Genomic DNA, 15,115 nt, shown 5'->3' with positions numbered 1-15,115 from the left:
AGTTAGATGGGCATGCCGAGTATGCGCGCCAGGAAGCTGACGAAGGGCATGATGATTTTTCCGAACAGACTGATATTCGTGAAATTGCCGAGCAGAATGATGCCGATGAGGATCATGAAGCCGTAACGGCTGAGGCTCATGTATTTGAAAGCCACCTGCGGCGGTAGAAAGTACGCCACAACGTTGCTGCCGTCCAGTGGAGGAATGGGGAGCAGGTTGAAAATGCCGAGGATCAGGTTGATGAACACACCGTAGAAGGCAACGGAGTAGAGCGGGGAATGACCGTCCACGCCAAAATTCTGCATAATGTGAAACCAGCCTGCAAAGAGCGCGGCCAGGGCGAAGTTGGTCGCGGGACCGGCCATGCCTGTCAGCATCATGCCTTTGCGTGGCTCCTTGAAGTAGCGGGGATTGACCGGCACGGGTTTGGCCCAGCCGAAATGCACGAAAAAGAAGGCCAGGGTTCCCAGCGGGTCCAGGTGTTTGAGCGGATTGAGTGTCAGTCGTCCCAGTGATTTGGCCGTGGGATCACCGAGCAGATATGCCACATACCCATGGGCCACTTCATGCAGCACCAGAGCGATGAGCAGGCCGGGGGCCATGATCAGGTAACGTTGTATTTCCAATGATGATATATCGAACATCAGGTGCGGCTACCATGTTAAAGGGTGACGCGGCAAGGGTTTTGGGGGGCCAAACCGAGGTGCCCCCCGTCACACACAACGGGGGGCACAAAACCAAGAGGGGTATGAGAATGGAGTGTTGCTAAGTGCCGGCTTTGTTCAACGCCATGCGGACCTTGTCCTTGAGTTCCGTCAAGTCAACGGATTTGACGACATAGTAGTCTGCGGCGATGGATTTCATATCGTGCTGAAAAGAGTCGTATGCGGTGGAGAGAATGACCGGAATATGCTCATCCTTGGCTCGAATTTCCTGAAGCAGATCCAGTCCTGAACGGTTCACTCCCAGTTTGATGTCCAGAATGACTATTGTGGGTGTTTCACGTTTGACAACTTCAAGAATATCTTCTTCGCCGTCAGAAGTGGCTACAATATACCCATCAGCTTCAAGTTCTTCCCTATAGAGCATACGAATGTGTTTTTCATCGTCAACGACGAGAATAGTGGTCTGACTCATGGAATCCTCCTTGGGATTATCCCCTAGCTTGAGCATACGCGATATTACTCTTTTGGGTCAACAGGGTTTTGTTTTTTCATGCAGATTATATTATTTTTCTCTTAAGACCTGTCTAAACTTACTTTTTTCATATATCCCCCCTCAGTTCAAGGGGCTTGAAACCGGGGGACAACCTGCGTACTGTCCGCTCAACCCGCTGGCCATCATAGTGCCTGCGGAAAGGAGAATTATCGATGATTACCGTCAACCTCGAACCGGACGGCGAGCAGATCGAGATGCACAACACGCGTTCGGTTGTTGCCGTGCTGAATAAATTGCAGCTCCGGTCCACCATGGCCATCGTTGTTCGCGATGGCGAACTGCTTACCGCAGATCGAAAACTCAAATATGGTGACACCCTCATGGTCCGTAAAGTCACCTCGGCCGGATAGGGGGTATTGTCATGAAATGTACACGTTGCAAGGCGTTGGCCTGTGTTGCCCTTCCCAGTCACCACTCCGGTTTCTGCAAGGATTGTTACCCGCTCTTTTTCACCAAACAGGTTGAGACTGCCATTCGCCGGGAGAAAATGTTCACCCGTGACGAGCGTATCCTCGTGGCCTTGTCCGGCGGCAAGGATTCCCTGGCCCTGATGTTCGAGCTGAATCTTCAGGGATACGATGTCACCGGTCTGCATATCGACCTCGGCATCCCCAATTCATCGGAAAAGGCCCGCAAGAAAGTGGAGGACTTCTGTGACCTTCACGGCCTCAATCTGGAAGTCTTCGAGATGGAGAAGTGGGGGTTGCCCATCCCGGACGTTAAGGCGCACGTCAACCGTCCGGTCTGTGCGGTGTGCGGCAAGATGAAACGTCATCACTTCAATCGTATCGCCAGGGAAGGTGGCTACGACGCACTGGCTACAGGACACAACCTGGATGACGAAGTGGCCCGCCTTTTTGCCAATACCCTGCGGTGGGATACGGCGTATCTGTCCGATCAGGGGCCGGTTCTGCCCGCTTCCGAAGGGTTTGTGCGCAAGGTCAAACCGCTCTTTCGTCTGAGCGAGTTCGAGACCGCCAACTACGCTTTCCTGAAAGGTATTGAGATTCACTCCGATCCCTGTCCCTATGCCTCGGGCGCGAGCTTCACCCATCACAAGGAGTTGTGGGGGGAGCTGGAACATCGTAGTCCCGGACAGAAGTTCCAATTTTATCAGGGCTTCCTGAAAAAAGGAAAACCGGCCTTTGCCGGGCTTGAAGAGGAAATAGGAGCCGAGCTTGCCCCGTGCAGCGAGTGCGGTTCACCCACCAGTGCCGAGATATGCTCGGTATGTCGCATCAAGAAAGCCGTGGCTGAAAGCAAGGCCAAGGCAGCGGCATAATCATGGCCGCTCCAAAGATATCCGTGACCATGCCGTGCTACAATTGCGCGGAGACCGTGGGCAGGGCGTTAACGAGTCTGCTCGCGCAAACCTGTACGGATTTCGAAGTGGTGGCCGTTGATGACGGCAGTACGGATGACACAGCGGGAGTTCTGGCCGAGTATGCGCGCCGGGATTCCCGTATCCGTTTTTTCAGCATAGAGCACGGCGGCGTCATTGCCGCTGCCAATGCCGGTATTGAGGCTGCTCGCGGTCAATACATCGCCCGCATGGACGCCGATGACGAGTCGATGCCTGATCGTCTGGCCGCACAGGCGCAGTTGCTGGACAGCACGCCTGATGTGGGGCTGGTCGGTTGCAGGGTCCGTTTTGGGGGGTGCCGCGCGCAATGTGCCGGATATGCCCATTATGTGGACTGGACCAACACGGTCCTCACCCCGGAGGCGATCAACCTGCACCGTTTCGTGGAGTTCCCGGTGCCCAACCCGTCCATCATGTTCCGTCGGGAGTGTGTGGAGTCGTATGGTCCCTACCGCGATGGAGATTTTCCCGAAGATTACGATCTGCTCCTGCGTTGGCTGGAGGCAGGGGTGCGCATGGCCAAGGTCGATGAGGAGCTGTTGCTCTGGAATGACCCGCCCACCCGGTTGTCCCGAACGCACCCGCGCTATGACGTGGATGCCTTCTACCGCATCAAGACCGAATATCTGGTCCGGTGGCTTGCGGCCAATAATCCGCATCATTCCGTTGTGCATATCCTCGGTTCAGGTCGCACTACCCGTAAGCGTGCAGATATGTTACTCTCTCATGGAATTGAGTTCGCGGCATACTATGATATCGACCCACGCAAGATCGGTCATGTGGTCAATGGCGTGAAGGTGGTTGATCGCAATGATATCCCGGCTCCGGGCGAGGCGTTTTGCATTCCCTATGTCGCCAGTCGAGGCGCACGTGAGGAAATCGCGCTGTTTCTGGCGGAACGAGGGTATGTCCTCGGGAGAGATTATATCCCGGCAGCCTAAGATTGTTTTTGCTGTCATGCCCGTCCCGCATGCATCACAAGGAGTAATTAATGAAAAGTATATCCACGCCCGAGTGTGCTCCTCCTGCAGGGCATTATTCGCAGGGAATTGTTCATAACGGCCTGATCTATGTTTCTGGCATGTTGGCTGTTGATCCGGCCACTGGTGAGCGAAGGCTCGGAACGATTGAAGAGCAGACCGAACAGGCGCTCAGGAATATTGAGGGAGTGCTCAAGGCCGCAGGCTCCGGTCGGGACCGGGTCATCAAGTGTACCTGTTATATCTCCGATATCGAACTGTGGGGGCGGGTGAATGCGGTCTATGCGACATTTTTCGGTACGCACAAGCCCGCCCGGGCCGTGGTGCCCACCCGTGAGCTGCATTATGGTTTTCTGGTGGAAATAGACTGTATTGCTGCGGTGGAGGGATAGCCATGCCGGAATTTGTCTGTCGCGAATGTTCTCTTCGATTTGATGCCTATGCTCCGCGCTGGCTCTGCGATTGCGGAGGACTGCTGGATCTTGATTTCAAGCCGTCTCTTGATATGGGAAGCATCAGGAATCGCCCGGCCACCATGTGGCGCTACTGGGAGGCGCTGCCTGTGCCCAGTGATGCCGCTCTGACGCTGGGGGAAGGATTTACTCCCATGCTCCCTGTGGAGATCGGGGGACACACGATGCAGGTCAAGCAGGAGTATCTGTCCCCCACCGGTTCGTACAAGGATCGCGGCGCAGCGGTCATGATGGCCGTGGCCGCCCACATGAGGGTGACTGAAGTCGTGGAGGATTCTTCCGGCAACGCAGGGTGTGCGGTCGCCGCCTATTCGGCCAAGGCTGGCATCCATTGCAGGATTTTCGTTCCGGCCGACAATTCGCCGGGCAAGCTGGGCCAGATCGAACTCTACGGTGCGGATCTTGTTCCGGTGCCAGGGAGCCGTGAGGATACGGCCAACGCCTGCATGGAGGCGGCCAGCGATACATACTACGCCAGTCATGTGTATAACCCGTTTTTCTTTCATGGGACCAAGACCTTTGCCTACGAAGTGGTGGAGCAGCTCGGCTGGAAAAGGCCGGACACAGTTATCTTGCCAGCAGGGAATGGAACGTTGCTTCTTGGGGCATATCTCGGATTCTCGGAGCTCAAATCTCTGGGCGTCATTGACCGTCTCCCCAAACTGGTGGCGGTTCAGTCAGCCCATTGTGCGCCGGTATGCGCCGGGTTCGTCAACGGGGCAGATCGGGTCGAGGCCGTGTCAACGGCAACCACGCTTGCAGAAGGGATAGCCATAGCTGAGCCCATGCGTGGAGGGCAGATGCTCGAAGCCCTGCGTGAAAGCGGCGGCCATTGTCTGGCCGTGTCGGAAGAGGAGATTCTGGCCGCATTCAAGGCAATGGGACGCAAGGGGTATTGCATTGAACCCACCTCGGCCGCTATTGTGGCCGGAGCGACGTTGTATGCCCAGTCGGCTGCCACTGATGAAGTCATCGTGACCATGTTTACGGGGCATGGCCTGAAGGTCGGCGAGAAACTGCACGCATTATCGAATAAATAGGCCTGGAGGGCTTTTCATGGGCGGGACAATGCAGGGAATACCGGTTCGGACTGATAGCACTGTAGCTCGCAAGCCATGGTTGGCCGCTTTGCTCTCCCTTGTCGCCGTGGGGCTGGGCCAGGTCTATAATGGGCATTGGCGCAGAGGTGTCGGCTTCCTGTTATTCGAGTTTGTCCTTGGTCTCATCGTCTTCGCGTTCATGGAGCAGTTTGTTGTGCTGCTTATCGGTGTCTCCGCATTGGCGGGATTCAATCTTTTCGTGATTGTCGAAGCATTCAGGTCGGCAAAGGAAAAATCCGCATACACGCTCAAAGCCTGCAACAGACCGCTGGTGTATGCGGTTTTTCTGCTGTGCAGTCTTGCGTTGGGACTGGCCTCAAGCTGGGGAGTGAGAACCTATTTTGTCAAGGCCTACACCTGTGCGTCGGAGTCGATGGTGCCGACCATGAGGAAGGGCGATCATTTTCTGGCAAAAGCGCTGGGGGCGGAGGGCGCGATCAAGCGTGGTGACGTCATTGTCTTTCAGTCTCCTGAAAATGACGGTGTGGATTTCATCAAGCGGGTTATCGGGCTGCCAGGAGAGACCATTGAGATCAGGGATCAGGTGGTGTTTATCAATGGTCAGCCACAGGAAGAACCGTATGTGCGTCACTCTGAAAGCGATGTGCAGCCGGGCAGAAACAGCATGGCGCAGCAGACCCTGCTGTCAGACGAATATTTTGTCATGGGTGACAACCGGGAGGCCAGCTACGACTCTCGGTTCATTGGCCCAATCAACCGCAAGTGGATTCGGTACAGGGCGTTGTACTATTATTTTCCGGCAGATTTCGGCTCGGAGTCGTGGTCGGATCGATTTGGAATGGCGGTTCGCTGATTACCAGAATTCGGGAGCGGTCAACAGGCCATCCGCCTGATTGATCTTGAGGGGATGCACAGCGTCTATGCCCAATGCGTCCATGTATCCGAGCACCAGAATAAGATTGGTCAGACGAGTGTTGGCGTATTCACTTTCGAATTCTTCATCCGACTTTCCGGTCCATTCCTGCAGCGCTTCTGCGACCTGATCGCGGGTGTACATGCTGTTGTTGATGCCCAACACTTCGGGGACGGAATAGAAATGGACGCCACCGATCCCGACTACATACTGTTCCGGTTGGCCCAGGCACGAGCTGATCTGCTGGGGCACTGACAATACGGCATGCGACTGGATATAGGTCCGGGCCTTTTCAACTTCATCAGGGAGCATGGGGTTGGGGGTGGAGACAGTGGTCGGATTCTTCTTCTGGATCAATTTGATGATCACATTCTTGAATGAGATTGATGCCATGGGATCAATGTAGAATATGAGGTCTCCGGTCTGTTCGCGGGTCGTCATCTGCATGCTTTCCGCGCCGATATCCCAAACCACCAGATTGTTGTCCGGTTGCTGCATGGTCTGCTGGACGGCATGGTAACTGAGCATGGCAGCCTGCTGTTTGGACAGGATGCGGCAGGGGATGCCGACCGACTCTGCGATCTGGACACAGTAAGCCCTGCCGTTTCTGGCAGAGCGGAACACGGCCCCACCGGCGGCCGAATATTCCAGAGCATTCAGTTTAATGGCAATGGCTTTCATTCGTTCCAGAGCCATAATGCCCTGTTCCATGACTTCACTGCTCAAGTTGGAGTCATAGGAACGGTCCATGTCTTCGGCAAAATCGACTTTTTCAGACAGGGTTTCAAGGACAGTGACGATGCGCCCGGATTGTTTGTCCACATCCGCAATAGTGCATTTGATGGAGGCAGATCCGATATCAAAGGCGGCACGGCGAACCGTGACAGTGCTTTGAGCCAGACAGGTCTGGGCAAAAACAAGACAGGCTATTAAGCCTATAAATAGGGCATAACGGAAGGTTAGACGCATCTTTCTCCTCGATTCAGCATCTCGAATATGGATAATCTATAGCAAAATCAAAGGTTACGCAATGGTGTTAGCTTCTATTGCCGCGTCGACCTATAGGTTTCTCGATTACGCCTGAGTTGATATTTTCTTACCGCGTCGTTGTGTTCGCTGAGCGTCCTGCTGAAGTAGTGGGAACCGTCCCCCTTGGCCACGAAGAAAATGTACTGGTGATCTTCGGGGTGAACGGCAGCAAGAAGCGATTCCAGTCCGGGGGAACAGATGGGACCTGGGGGCAACCCTCTGATAACATATGTATTGTACGGGTTGTTTTTGTCCTGCAGGTGACGCTTACGGATGTTGCCGTCAAAGTCCGGGCCCAATCCGTATATGATGGTCGGGTCGGACTGAATGAGCATCCGCTTTTTGAGGCGGTTGTGGAAGACGCCTGATATACGTTGTCGCTCCGAAGCGTCCCCGGTTTCTTTCTCAATGATCGAGGCAAGGATCACGGTCTGGTTCAGCTCATCCCACTCAGGCAGTCCATCAGGCCATACCTGTCCGGCATGTTTGAAGAATTCCTTGAGCATGATCTCTGCCATGTGTGCCGACTGATCCCCCTTGGGTGGGGTCAGGAGATAGGTCTCGGGGAAAAGGTAGCCCTCGGCATTCTTGGCCTTGATGCCAAATCTGTCCAAAAGTTCAGGGTCTGCCACCGCCTTGGCAAAATTTTCATAGGAACCGAGGCCTGATTGGTTGATGATCTCAGCGGTTTGCCACCATGTCAGTCCCTCGCGGACGGATGCTCGTTTCATGATCCCGGCAGAGGTGGTCAGCTCATGGAGCACGTGCTCGGGCAACCAGCCGGTATTGAGCATGAATTCTCCGGCCCGTACAGCGGCGCCTTTGCCTGTGCGCACGGCCAGTCTATAGAAACGGCGGGTATTGGTGATGACGCCCGCTTTTTTCAGGTTGGCGGCAATGGTGGTGAAAATCTGCCCTGGTTCCACACGGAACACGACCTCTCTGCCAGGGGTTTCAGGGGCGGTGAGCAGGAATTGTTTTTCCTGCCACGCCTTGTACCACAGGTAGCCGCCAGCGGCGAGACCGGCGAGGAGTACTGCCGTGAGCAGTGAGATTACGATTGTTCGCTTTCGAGCCATGAGCGCAGGATGATGACGGCGGCCTGACTGTCCAGAGCCATCTTTCTTTTTTTGCCGCGGATGTCCGTGGCGTTGAGTTCTTCTTCAGCCTCTGCCGATGTCAGTCGTTCATCCATCATGTGGATGGGCAGTTCGGTTCGCCGGCCCAGGCTTTCGGCGAAATTCCGGGCCTGGCGTGTGGTCAGGGTGTCCTCGCCGCTCATGGAGAGAGGCAGGCCGACCACCACGGCTTCAATGGCTTCATTGTGAATGATTTCGATCAGTTCGTCAAAGAGGGCGTTGCGGGTTGTCCGTTCAATGGTTTTGAGCGGTGATACCAGCGTCCCGGTGCGGTCACTGACAGAGAGACCCACCCGTTTCAGCCCGAAGTCTATGCCCAGCGCGCGCACCTACACGTCCTCCAGCGGCTTCTTCATGCGATAGCCCATGGCCTGGATGTCGGCGATGAGTTTGTCGGCGTCGTCGTAGACCTTGACGGCGTATGTTGCCATTCGACCTCCGGCAGACAGCTCCTCCGCCCTGGCGGTGAGGGTGCCGCTTTTTCCGGGTTTGAGATAGGCGATGGACAGATTCACGGCCAGAGCCACGTTGCCGTGACTGTTGGCGGCGGCCCCAAAGGCGGTCTCGGCCAGGGTATAGATGGCCCCGGCATTGACCGTGCCGAACGGGTTCAACAGTTCGTCTCGAACAGCCATGCGGCAGGTTGCCGTTCCCGGAGCGACCTCTACGATTTCGACGCCAACAAGGGCAGCGAAGTTGTTCTTCTCGCCGAGCAGTTTCTTGACGCCATCTGTATCCATGTCTGGTCTTCCCTGGCTACGCGCCTTTGCGTTCCACCTGATTGAGCAGTTCCTTCAAATCCTTCTTCCACTTCCTGCCGCCAATGCCTTCGGCCAGATATTCCACGGTGTGGATGACCCGGTTGGACCGTTTCATCTGGAGCATGGAGCGCTTGATTCCGACCTTGCAGGACGGGCAGCCGACCACGATGGGGCGGCGCTTGTCATTGCCGAGGTCCTGTTCCAACTGCTGCTGCTTGCGATCGCGGAGCAGGTTGTAGATTTCAGGGGTGGTCATGGCTCCAAGGCCGGATTCACCGCAGCAGCCGGGGGACAGGTCCACCTGGGTGCCAGAGAGTTCGGCCAGGGTGGCACGATATATCTCGGGCGCCTTCATCTTGGGAGCGTCCACCCACTCGGTGTGACAGGCCGCGTGATACAGCGCCGGCGTGTTCCGCCTGGTCTTGGGCAGTCGTTCCATGAGGAACTGGACCACGTCCATCTGTTTGAGCGGCTCTTCCAGTTCGCCCGAGAAATCATAGCTCTCCAGCGATTCGCGGCAGGTGCCGCAGGCGGTGAGCAGCGTGGTCGCCTTGAGGCCCGCCTTGCCGGTCTTGACCAGCAGGTCGAGGAAGTCCTGAATATTGCGGTGCCGGTTGGTCTTGTACGCCTCTTCACAGCCGGAGGAGAGCAGCGGGTAGCCGCAGCACATGTGCTTGTCCGGCATGACGACGTTGACCCCGGATTTGAGCAACAGATAGACCGAGGCCATGCCTATGGACCGGGAGAAGAGCGAAGCGCCACAGCCCGGGAAATAGAGCACGGTATCGTCGCGACGAGCGGTCGGGTGCTTGAAAACGGAGCCGGTGTCGAGGTGCAGTTCCTCGGCCAGATTCCTGAAGTCGATATGCGGGGTGCGGCTCGTGATCATTGGAGAGTTGATCCGGGACAGCCAGCGTGCCGGTATCATGCCCACGGTCTTGTCCTGAATGGACTGACCGACAGAGAGTATCTTGGCGGTAACAGGCAGATTTCCTGCCGGATTCTTGGCAAGGTTGCGCAGGATGATCTGTTTGACCGGATGGCCCGACTTGCCCTTGGAATCGAGGAACGAGCGGATGGACAGGGCAGACCCGGCAGAATCGATCTTTACCGGGCAGGCAGCCTGGCATTTGCCGCAGGCCGTGCAGTGATCCATGAGCGCGCGCAGCTCGTTCATGAGTTTGGGGGCGGGTTCACCGGTCTGTATCTGCGAGTAGTAGATGCCTTCGATGAGCGCTCCCAGCGCGATGTTCTTATTGCGCGGGTGATACATGAGGCCGGAGGCCGGCTGGTACATGGGGCAGACCTGTTTGCATTTGCCGCAGCGGGTGCAGGTCTGGATATTCTTGAGCAGCCCCATGAGGGCTTCCTTGTCCTTGAGCGCCGTGGCGTCGAGGTCTTTGATGAGCCGATTGAAAGAGAAGGTGAACGGTGTACTCGGCAGCGTCCGGGAGACAAGCTTGCCAGGGTTGAGCACGTTGTTCGGGTCGATTATCTTCTTGTATTCTGCCAGCGCCTTGATCTTGTCTTCGCCCAGGAATGCGATCTTGGTGATGCCGATGCCATGTTCGCCAGAGACCTCGCCGCCCATGGACAAGACCTTGCGCATGACGACTTCCGCCGCTTCATGCGCAGAGGCGAGCATGGCCGCGTCGTTGGAATTGACCGGCAGATTGACGTGGCAGTTGCCGTCGCCTGCGTGCATGTGGTTGGCGATGACGATGCGTTTGAGCTGCATCTCCTGCCAGATCGCTTTGATCTCGCGGTCGAGCTTGGGATAGGTGTCGCGCAGCTTCACGAAGAGATAGCGACACTGGACTTCCTGTTCGGAGTCGGAAATATCCTTGGCTGTCATGGTGCCGTCAAGGATGGCGGCAATGCGGCTCATGCCTTCCTTGATGTCCGGGTCCTCGCTGTTCACGCCTTTCAGTGTGAGTACCTGATCCAGGGAGGTCTTGTAGATTTTAGCCAGATAGATGAGGTTCAGGTTCTCCAGAAAGTCCGAAAAATCCGGGATGACTTCCAGGGGAATGACGATGTCCTCGTTGATCTTGAAGCCGGAAGTACGGCGGGCAATGGCCGAGAGCTTGTGCCGGTCTTCCCAGAAGAGTTCGGCCTCTTTTTCGTCTTTCGCGGCAAAGATATCCACGCCGTCAAAAGGTTGGGCCAGGGCCACGATGGTCTGGCAGGCCGCCTCAAGGGCTTCCAGATCATCGGAATCGAGCTGGAGAATGAGTACGGAAATGGGGTGGCCTTCATATTGGGTTGACTTGGCCTGATATTCGATGGCCTGCACGTATTTGGTGCCGAATTCCTCCAGCGCGGAGATCTTCACCAAGTCGCCTTCTTCGCGAATGGTGTCGCGCAGGGCGACGACGTCCTTGATGACGAGCATGGCCGTGTGCATGGAGCGGCCGAAGAATTCGAGACAGAGAACGCGGGCGTGTTTCAGCGCAGGATAGCAGATGAACTGGGCGTTGGTGATGATGCCGTCCGTGCCTTCCTTCTGCACACCGGGCAGACCGCCCAGATATTTGTTGGACACGTCCTTGCCAAGGTCCTTGCCTCGGATATCGCCGCCGTTGAGGGTCACGGAGTCGATGTGTTTGCCATTTTCATCGAATATTTCGAAGATGGCTACGTCGACATCGTAAATCTTGTGGCGGGGGTGATCCTTGCGGCGAACCTCAATGAGAGAACCGTCAGGGCGGACCATTCGGTAGCTCAAAATATTGTCGATGGTGGTGCCGTATTCAAAGGCGAAGGGACCACCGGCGTTTTCGGCGATGTTGCCTCCCAGGGACGATGCGGCCTTGGAGGCCGGGTCCACGGTGAAGAGCAATCCTTCCTTGGCCGCGGCCTGGATAGCGTCCAGAGTGATGACGCCGGATTCCACGGAGAGGATTCTGTTTTCAGCGTCGATGCCCAGAATCTTTTTGAAGCGGGAGAGCGAAAGGATGACGCATCGGGTCTCGGCCGGGATCGCGCCACCGGTGGCGCCGGTGCCGCCGCCGCGGGGGATGATGCCGAAGTGCATTTCGTTGGCCAGTTTGACGATGTCCTGTATCTGTTTCTCGTTCTCGGGGAAGAGCACGAGCATGGGCAGTTCCATGCGCAGGTCCGTGGAGTCGGTGGCGGATTCGACGCGGCAGTGCGGTTCGTCTCCGATGCCGTTCTCGGGCATGAAGGCCTTGAGTCTGTTGATTATGGATTCGCGGAAGGCCAATTCTGCGTTGTGCCGTTCCCAGAAAAGTTCGATGCCCTTGGTCAGGATCTGGGCGAACTCCTTGTCCAGCATGGGCTTGGACATATTCAGTCTGCGGTCCACGGACTTTTTGACCAGAGCAGGGTCGATGAAGGGATTATAACGAACGAGGAAAAGTTCGGCAGCCAGATTTGCTGCCAGCAATTTCACGCTTTCAGGCCAATCGGCATACTGCTCCATGTCTACTACGCCAAAGGCGCGTGTGATGAGCTGATCGTCGGAAATGGAAATATGTGGTCCAAGCTGAGCCATGTCTTATTACTCCAAGGGAATTTGGTGAAGAGAAAGTGAATAAGGGCTTTTTACCCGGTTGGCAAGGGCTGGATATGGACCAGTGGCGAAGGAATGTCGATCTGGCGGAGTTTACCACAGCTATTTCATGTGAATGAAAAAAGGGAGTACGACAGCAAAACAGGTGCCCTCCCCGGCGGAAGGCACCTGTATTAAGTGTAAATGTCTTAGAAAAGACTAGAAGGGGAGCTTGCCCGCGATCATCAGATCAAAAGCGGGAATCCACAGTCCGATGGGAACCCAGATAAGCAGGGACCAGGCCACAATGCTGGGTGCGAGCTTGCCATAGAAAGCCATCCAGACTTCCAGGGTGAGGACCGTGTACCCGACGCAGGCCATGGCGAGGTAGAGGCTCGGTGCGACCAATTGGGTACCATCAGCCATGGTCGGGCCGCCGATGTAGAAGGTCACGGCATAGATGGCGGAAATAAGTGCGACAGCCAGGCTGACATTGCCTACGGAACGCAGGTCTTCAAGGCCGACAAGCAGAGCGTACCCGACACAACAGTAAAGAATACCGTGTGCGAACAGCAGGCCTGCTGTGAAGCCATCACCAAATACTGCGGCTTGAAGGATGGCTCCCAGAATCACAACGGTACCGACGATAGCAGAAACCGCGCCGGTTCCTTTGGCTTCGCCTTTTCCGATGTTGAGCAATGCAACGGGAATCCACATGACAGCAATAATTACGAGAAGAGCAGTCGTCATACCGACAGAACCTCCTGGTTTGAGTGGTGCACATGCTCTTCAGACGGTTGAGCACAGGCAACTACTCGTGAGTGGTGGTCCTTCTAACCTCGCACTATGTCACGTATCGGGAGCAGGAACTCTCCCAAGTGCTGCCACATTGCCATATACGACGAATTATGTACATAAAAATGTTGTTGAAAGTGATAGAATAACAGTAAAAAATGATTGACTGGCTAATTAATAGACATTATTTTGAATGCAGTAGTGTATAACTACATGGTTTGTTTTGCATTTTATGATTGCATTTTGTAGAGACTGAGTATGTATGAGCAAGTGTTGTACATGCTTGAAGCGGTATTCATAATGATTCTTGAATTTGTCGTATGGTGCTGTATTTGAATTGATATTTTGTCTCCGGATCGCTATTCATATTTTATGTCGAGGAGAGGGCGTGGCAGAGTCTGGACATTGCCCCGGCCCCGTTATATTGAGCGACGACATTTTCACCCTCGATATTTTTGCCATACAGAGAGGATATTCGCCATGAGTTTGCAGGAATTCGCCCAGCTCACCCTTTTCATTACCGGCCCCACGTATATTCGTGAGGAAGTCAAACAGGCTGCCATGTTGCCTGAATTTGGTCATCGTGATGCCGAAAACGAACTCAGGTTCAAGCCCATCCGCGAGAATCTGCGTATTCTGGCCGGAGCCGGTGACGATTATGAGCCTGTTCTGGTGCTCGGGTCCGGTTCATCGGCCATGGAAGCGTCCATTCGTTCACTGGTGGCCGAGGACGAGACGCTGCTCAATGTGTCGGTTGGTGCGTTCGGGGATCATTACTATGAAATCGCCGTGGCCAACGGGAAGAATGCGGAGAACCTCAAGTTCGAATACGGTCAGCCCATTGATCTTGCCGTGCTGGAGGCCCGACTTGAAGCGTTGAAACCGGACGTGGTTTCCTTCACTCACAACGAAACGTCGACCGGTGTCGTGAATGACATGAAAGCGGTCTGCGCCCTTATCCGCAAGCACGGAGGCATGCCTCTGGTGGATGGCGTGTCCATTTATGGCGGGGCTGATCTTGATCTTTCCAATTCAGGGGCGGCCATTTATGTGACCGCTACCCAGAAATCCCTGGCTCTTCCTGCCGGATTCGGTATCGGGTTCGTGTCCAGGGAAGCCGAGGAAAAGGCCGCCTGGGTGACCAACAAGGGCCATGCCCATGACATCACCCGTCAGCTTGTCTGTGCCCGCAAGAACCAGACCCTGACCACTCCCAACGGTGCGTTGGCCAACCAGATGGCCGTGCAGTTGGATTACATTGTCAATGAAGAGGGCGTAGAAAACCGGTTTGCCCGTCATATTGCCATGCGGGGTATGGTTGAGGAGTGGGTTGCCGGACTGGACGGGTTCGATATGTTTGTTCCCGAAGGGTACCGCTCCCCGACGCTGACAACCGTGGTTTGCCCTGAAGGGGTGACGCAGGCTCAGCTCAAAAACGGGGTGAAGGAAGCGTTGCGCAAGGAAGGGTACCTCATGGACCCCGGTTACGGGAAGCTCAACGCGGCGCTCGAAAAGGAAGGCATGCGGCAGATAATCCGCATAGGTCACATGGGGGACATCACCCCTGACATGCTCGCTGCCTATCTCGCCAAGCTGGAAGTGGCGTTGAAGGCATTGTAGTAGTCGTCTCAGCACGAAGTAATAAAAAGGCCGGGTTTGTCCCGGCCTTTTTTTGTGGCATTATTTTTTTCTGGCCAACAACCAGATGACGTGGACCAGTCCGGGGAAGTAGCCACAGATGGTCAACAACAGGTTGATGAAAAACTGGAGGCTCAAGCCCACTTTGAGGAATGCCCCGATGGGCGGAATGAGAACGGAAATGATAATGCGGATAAGTTCCATGATAGCTCCTGAGATAGGGTGATAGTT

General features: G+C 55.4%; 16 protein-coding genes. 7 read left to right on the top strand and 9 right to left on the bottom strand.

Translation table 11 applies throughout. The annotated features are described in order from the left end of the window. Positions 1 to 2: 2 nt before the first annotated feature. Positions 3 to 644, bottom strand: coding sequence for a site-2 protease family protein (locus SRBAKS_RS05925; protein ID WP_229594879.1), 642 nt, complete (start codon positions 642 to 644; stop codon positions 3 to 5). 121 nt (positions 645 to 765) lie between these two features. Then, the gene (locus SRBAKS_RS05920) at positions 766 to 1,137 is read right to left on the bottom strand and encodes a response regulator (RefSeq protein WP_229594877.1); all 372 of its coding nucleotides are present in this window, start codon (positions 1,135 to 1,137) and stop codon (positions 766 to 768) included. A 233-nt stretch (positions 1,138 to 1,370) separates the two neighbouring features. Here SRBAKS_RS05920 and SRBAKS_RS05915 point away from each other — a divergent pair, with 233 nt between their 5' ends. The 6 genes from SRBAKS_RS05915 to lepB are packed head-to-tail and all read left to right on the top strand — an operon-like array spanning position 1,371 to position 5,948. Then, positions 1,371 to 1,568, top strand: a complete 198-nt coding sequence (locus SRBAKS_RS05915) for a ubiquitin family protein (protein WP_229594875.1) — start codon at positions 1,371 to 1,373, stop codon at positions 1,566 to 1,568. An 11-nt stretch (positions 1,569 to 1,579) separates the two neighbouring features. Beyond that, positions 1,580 to 2,500 (top strand): TIGR00269 family protein, encoded by a 921-nt coding sequence (locus tag SRBAKS_RS05910; RefSeq protein WP_229594864.1) that lies wholly within the window; start codon positions 1,580 to 1,582, stop codon positions 2,498 to 2,500. A gap of 2 nt (positions 2,501 to 2,502) precedes the next feature. After that, positions 2,503 to 3,522, top strand: coding sequence for a glycosyltransferase family 2 protein (locus SRBAKS_RS05905; protein WP_229594862.1), 1,020 nt, complete (start codon positions 2,503 to 2,505; stop codon positions 3,520 to 3,522). 50 nt (positions 3,523 to 3,572) lie between these two features. After that, positions 3,573 to 3,953, top strand: coding sequence for a RidA family protein (locus tag SRBAKS_RS05900; protein ID WP_229594860.1), 381 nt, complete (start codon positions 3,573 to 3,575; stop codon positions 3,951 to 3,953). A gap of 2 nt (positions 3,954 to 3,955) precedes the next feature. After that, a complete protein-coding gene (locus SRBAKS_RS05895; RefSeq protein ID WP_229594849.1) occupies positions 3,956 to 5,074 on the top strand; it encodes a threonine synthase in 1,119 nt (372 codons plus the stop codon). Positions 5,075 to 5,090: 16 nt separating this feature from the next. Then, the gene (gene lepB / locus SRBAKS_RS05890) at positions 5,091 to 5,948 is read left to right on the top strand and encodes a signal peptidase I (protein ID WP_229594847.1); all 858 of its coding nucleotides are present in this window, start codon (positions 5,091 to 5,093) and stop codon (positions 5,946 to 5,948) included. Here lepB and SRBAKS_RS05885 read toward each other — a convergent pair whose 3' ends face one another. From SRBAKS_RS05885 to SRBAKS_RS05860, 6 genes are all read right to left on the bottom strand, one after another. After that, the gene (locus tag SRBAKS_RS05885) at positions 5,949 to 6,977 is read right to left on the bottom strand and encodes a Ppx/GppA phosphatase family protein (RefSeq protein WP_229594845.1); all 1,029 of its coding nucleotides are present in this window, start codon (positions 6,975 to 6,977) and stop codon (positions 5,949 to 5,951) included. It abuts the gene before it with no gap. A gap of 74 nt (positions 6,978 to 7,051) precedes the next feature. Continuing rightward, the gene (mltG, locus tag SRBAKS_RS05880; RefSeq protein ID WP_229594843.1) at positions 7,052 to 8,116 is read right to left on the bottom strand and encodes an endolytic transglycosylase MltG; all 1,065 of its coding nucleotides are present in this window, start codon (positions 8,114 to 8,116) and stop codon (positions 7,052 to 7,054) included. Then, the gene (gene ruvX, locus SRBAKS_RS05875; RefSeq protein ID WP_229594841.1) at positions 8,092 to 8,505 is read right to left on the bottom strand and encodes a Holliday junction resolvase RuvX; all 414 of its coding nucleotides are present in this window, start codon (positions 8,503 to 8,505) and stop codon (positions 8,092 to 8,094) included. Before ruvX ends, mltG begins: the two co-directional genes overlap by 25 nt. Beyond that, the gene (locus SRBAKS_RS05870; protein ID WP_229594819.1) at positions 8,506 to 8,916 is read right to left on the bottom strand and encodes a PaaI family thioesterase; all 411 of its coding nucleotides are present in this window, start codon (positions 8,914 to 8,916) and stop codon (positions 8,506 to 8,508) included. Positions 8,917 to 8,932: 16 nt separating this feature from the next. Then, on the bottom strand, positions 8,933 to 12,454 hold the full coding sequence (locus SRBAKS_RS05865) for an FAD-binding and (Fe-S)-binding domain-containing protein (RefSeq protein WP_229594817.1): 3,522 nt from the start codon (positions 12,452 to 12,454) through the stop codon (positions 8,933 to 8,935). A 216-nt stretch (positions 12,455 to 12,670) separates the two neighbouring features. Beyond that, entirely contained in the window at positions 12,671 to 13,201 is a 531-nt protein-coding gene (locus SRBAKS_RS05860; RefSeq protein WP_229594815.1) for a transporter, read from the bottom strand. 525 nt (positions 13,202 to 13,726) lie between these two features. Here SRBAKS_RS05860 and SRBAKS_RS05855 point away from each other — a divergent pair. After that, positions 13,727 to 14,866, top strand: a complete 1,140-nt coding sequence (locus SRBAKS_RS05855) for a pyridoxal-phosphate-dependent aminotransferase family protein (RefSeq protein ID WP_229594813.1) — start codon at positions 13,727 to 13,729, stop codon at positions 14,864 to 14,866. Between the two features lie 60 nt (positions 14,867 to 14,926). Here the strand turns inward: SRBAKS_RS05855 and SRBAKS_RS05850 are convergent, their stop codons facing one another. Next, positions 14,927 to 15,088, bottom strand: a complete 162-nt coding sequence (locus SRBAKS_RS05850; protein ID WP_229594811.1) for a YqaE/Pmp3 family membrane protein — start codon at positions 15,086 to 15,088, stop codon at positions 14,927 to 14,929. Between the last annotated feature and the right edge of the window lie 27 nt (positions 15,089 to 15,115).

The sequence above is a fragment of the Pseudodesulfovibrio sediminis genome, assembly GCF_020886695.1.
Taxonomy (GTDB): domain Bacteria; phylum Desulfobacterota; class Desulfovibrionia; order Desulfovibrionales; family Desulfovibrionaceae; genus Pseudodesulfovibrio; species Pseudodesulfovibrio sediminis.
Note: the sequence above shows the minus strand (reverse complement) of the source record. Positions and strands in the feature narration are given on the sequence as shown.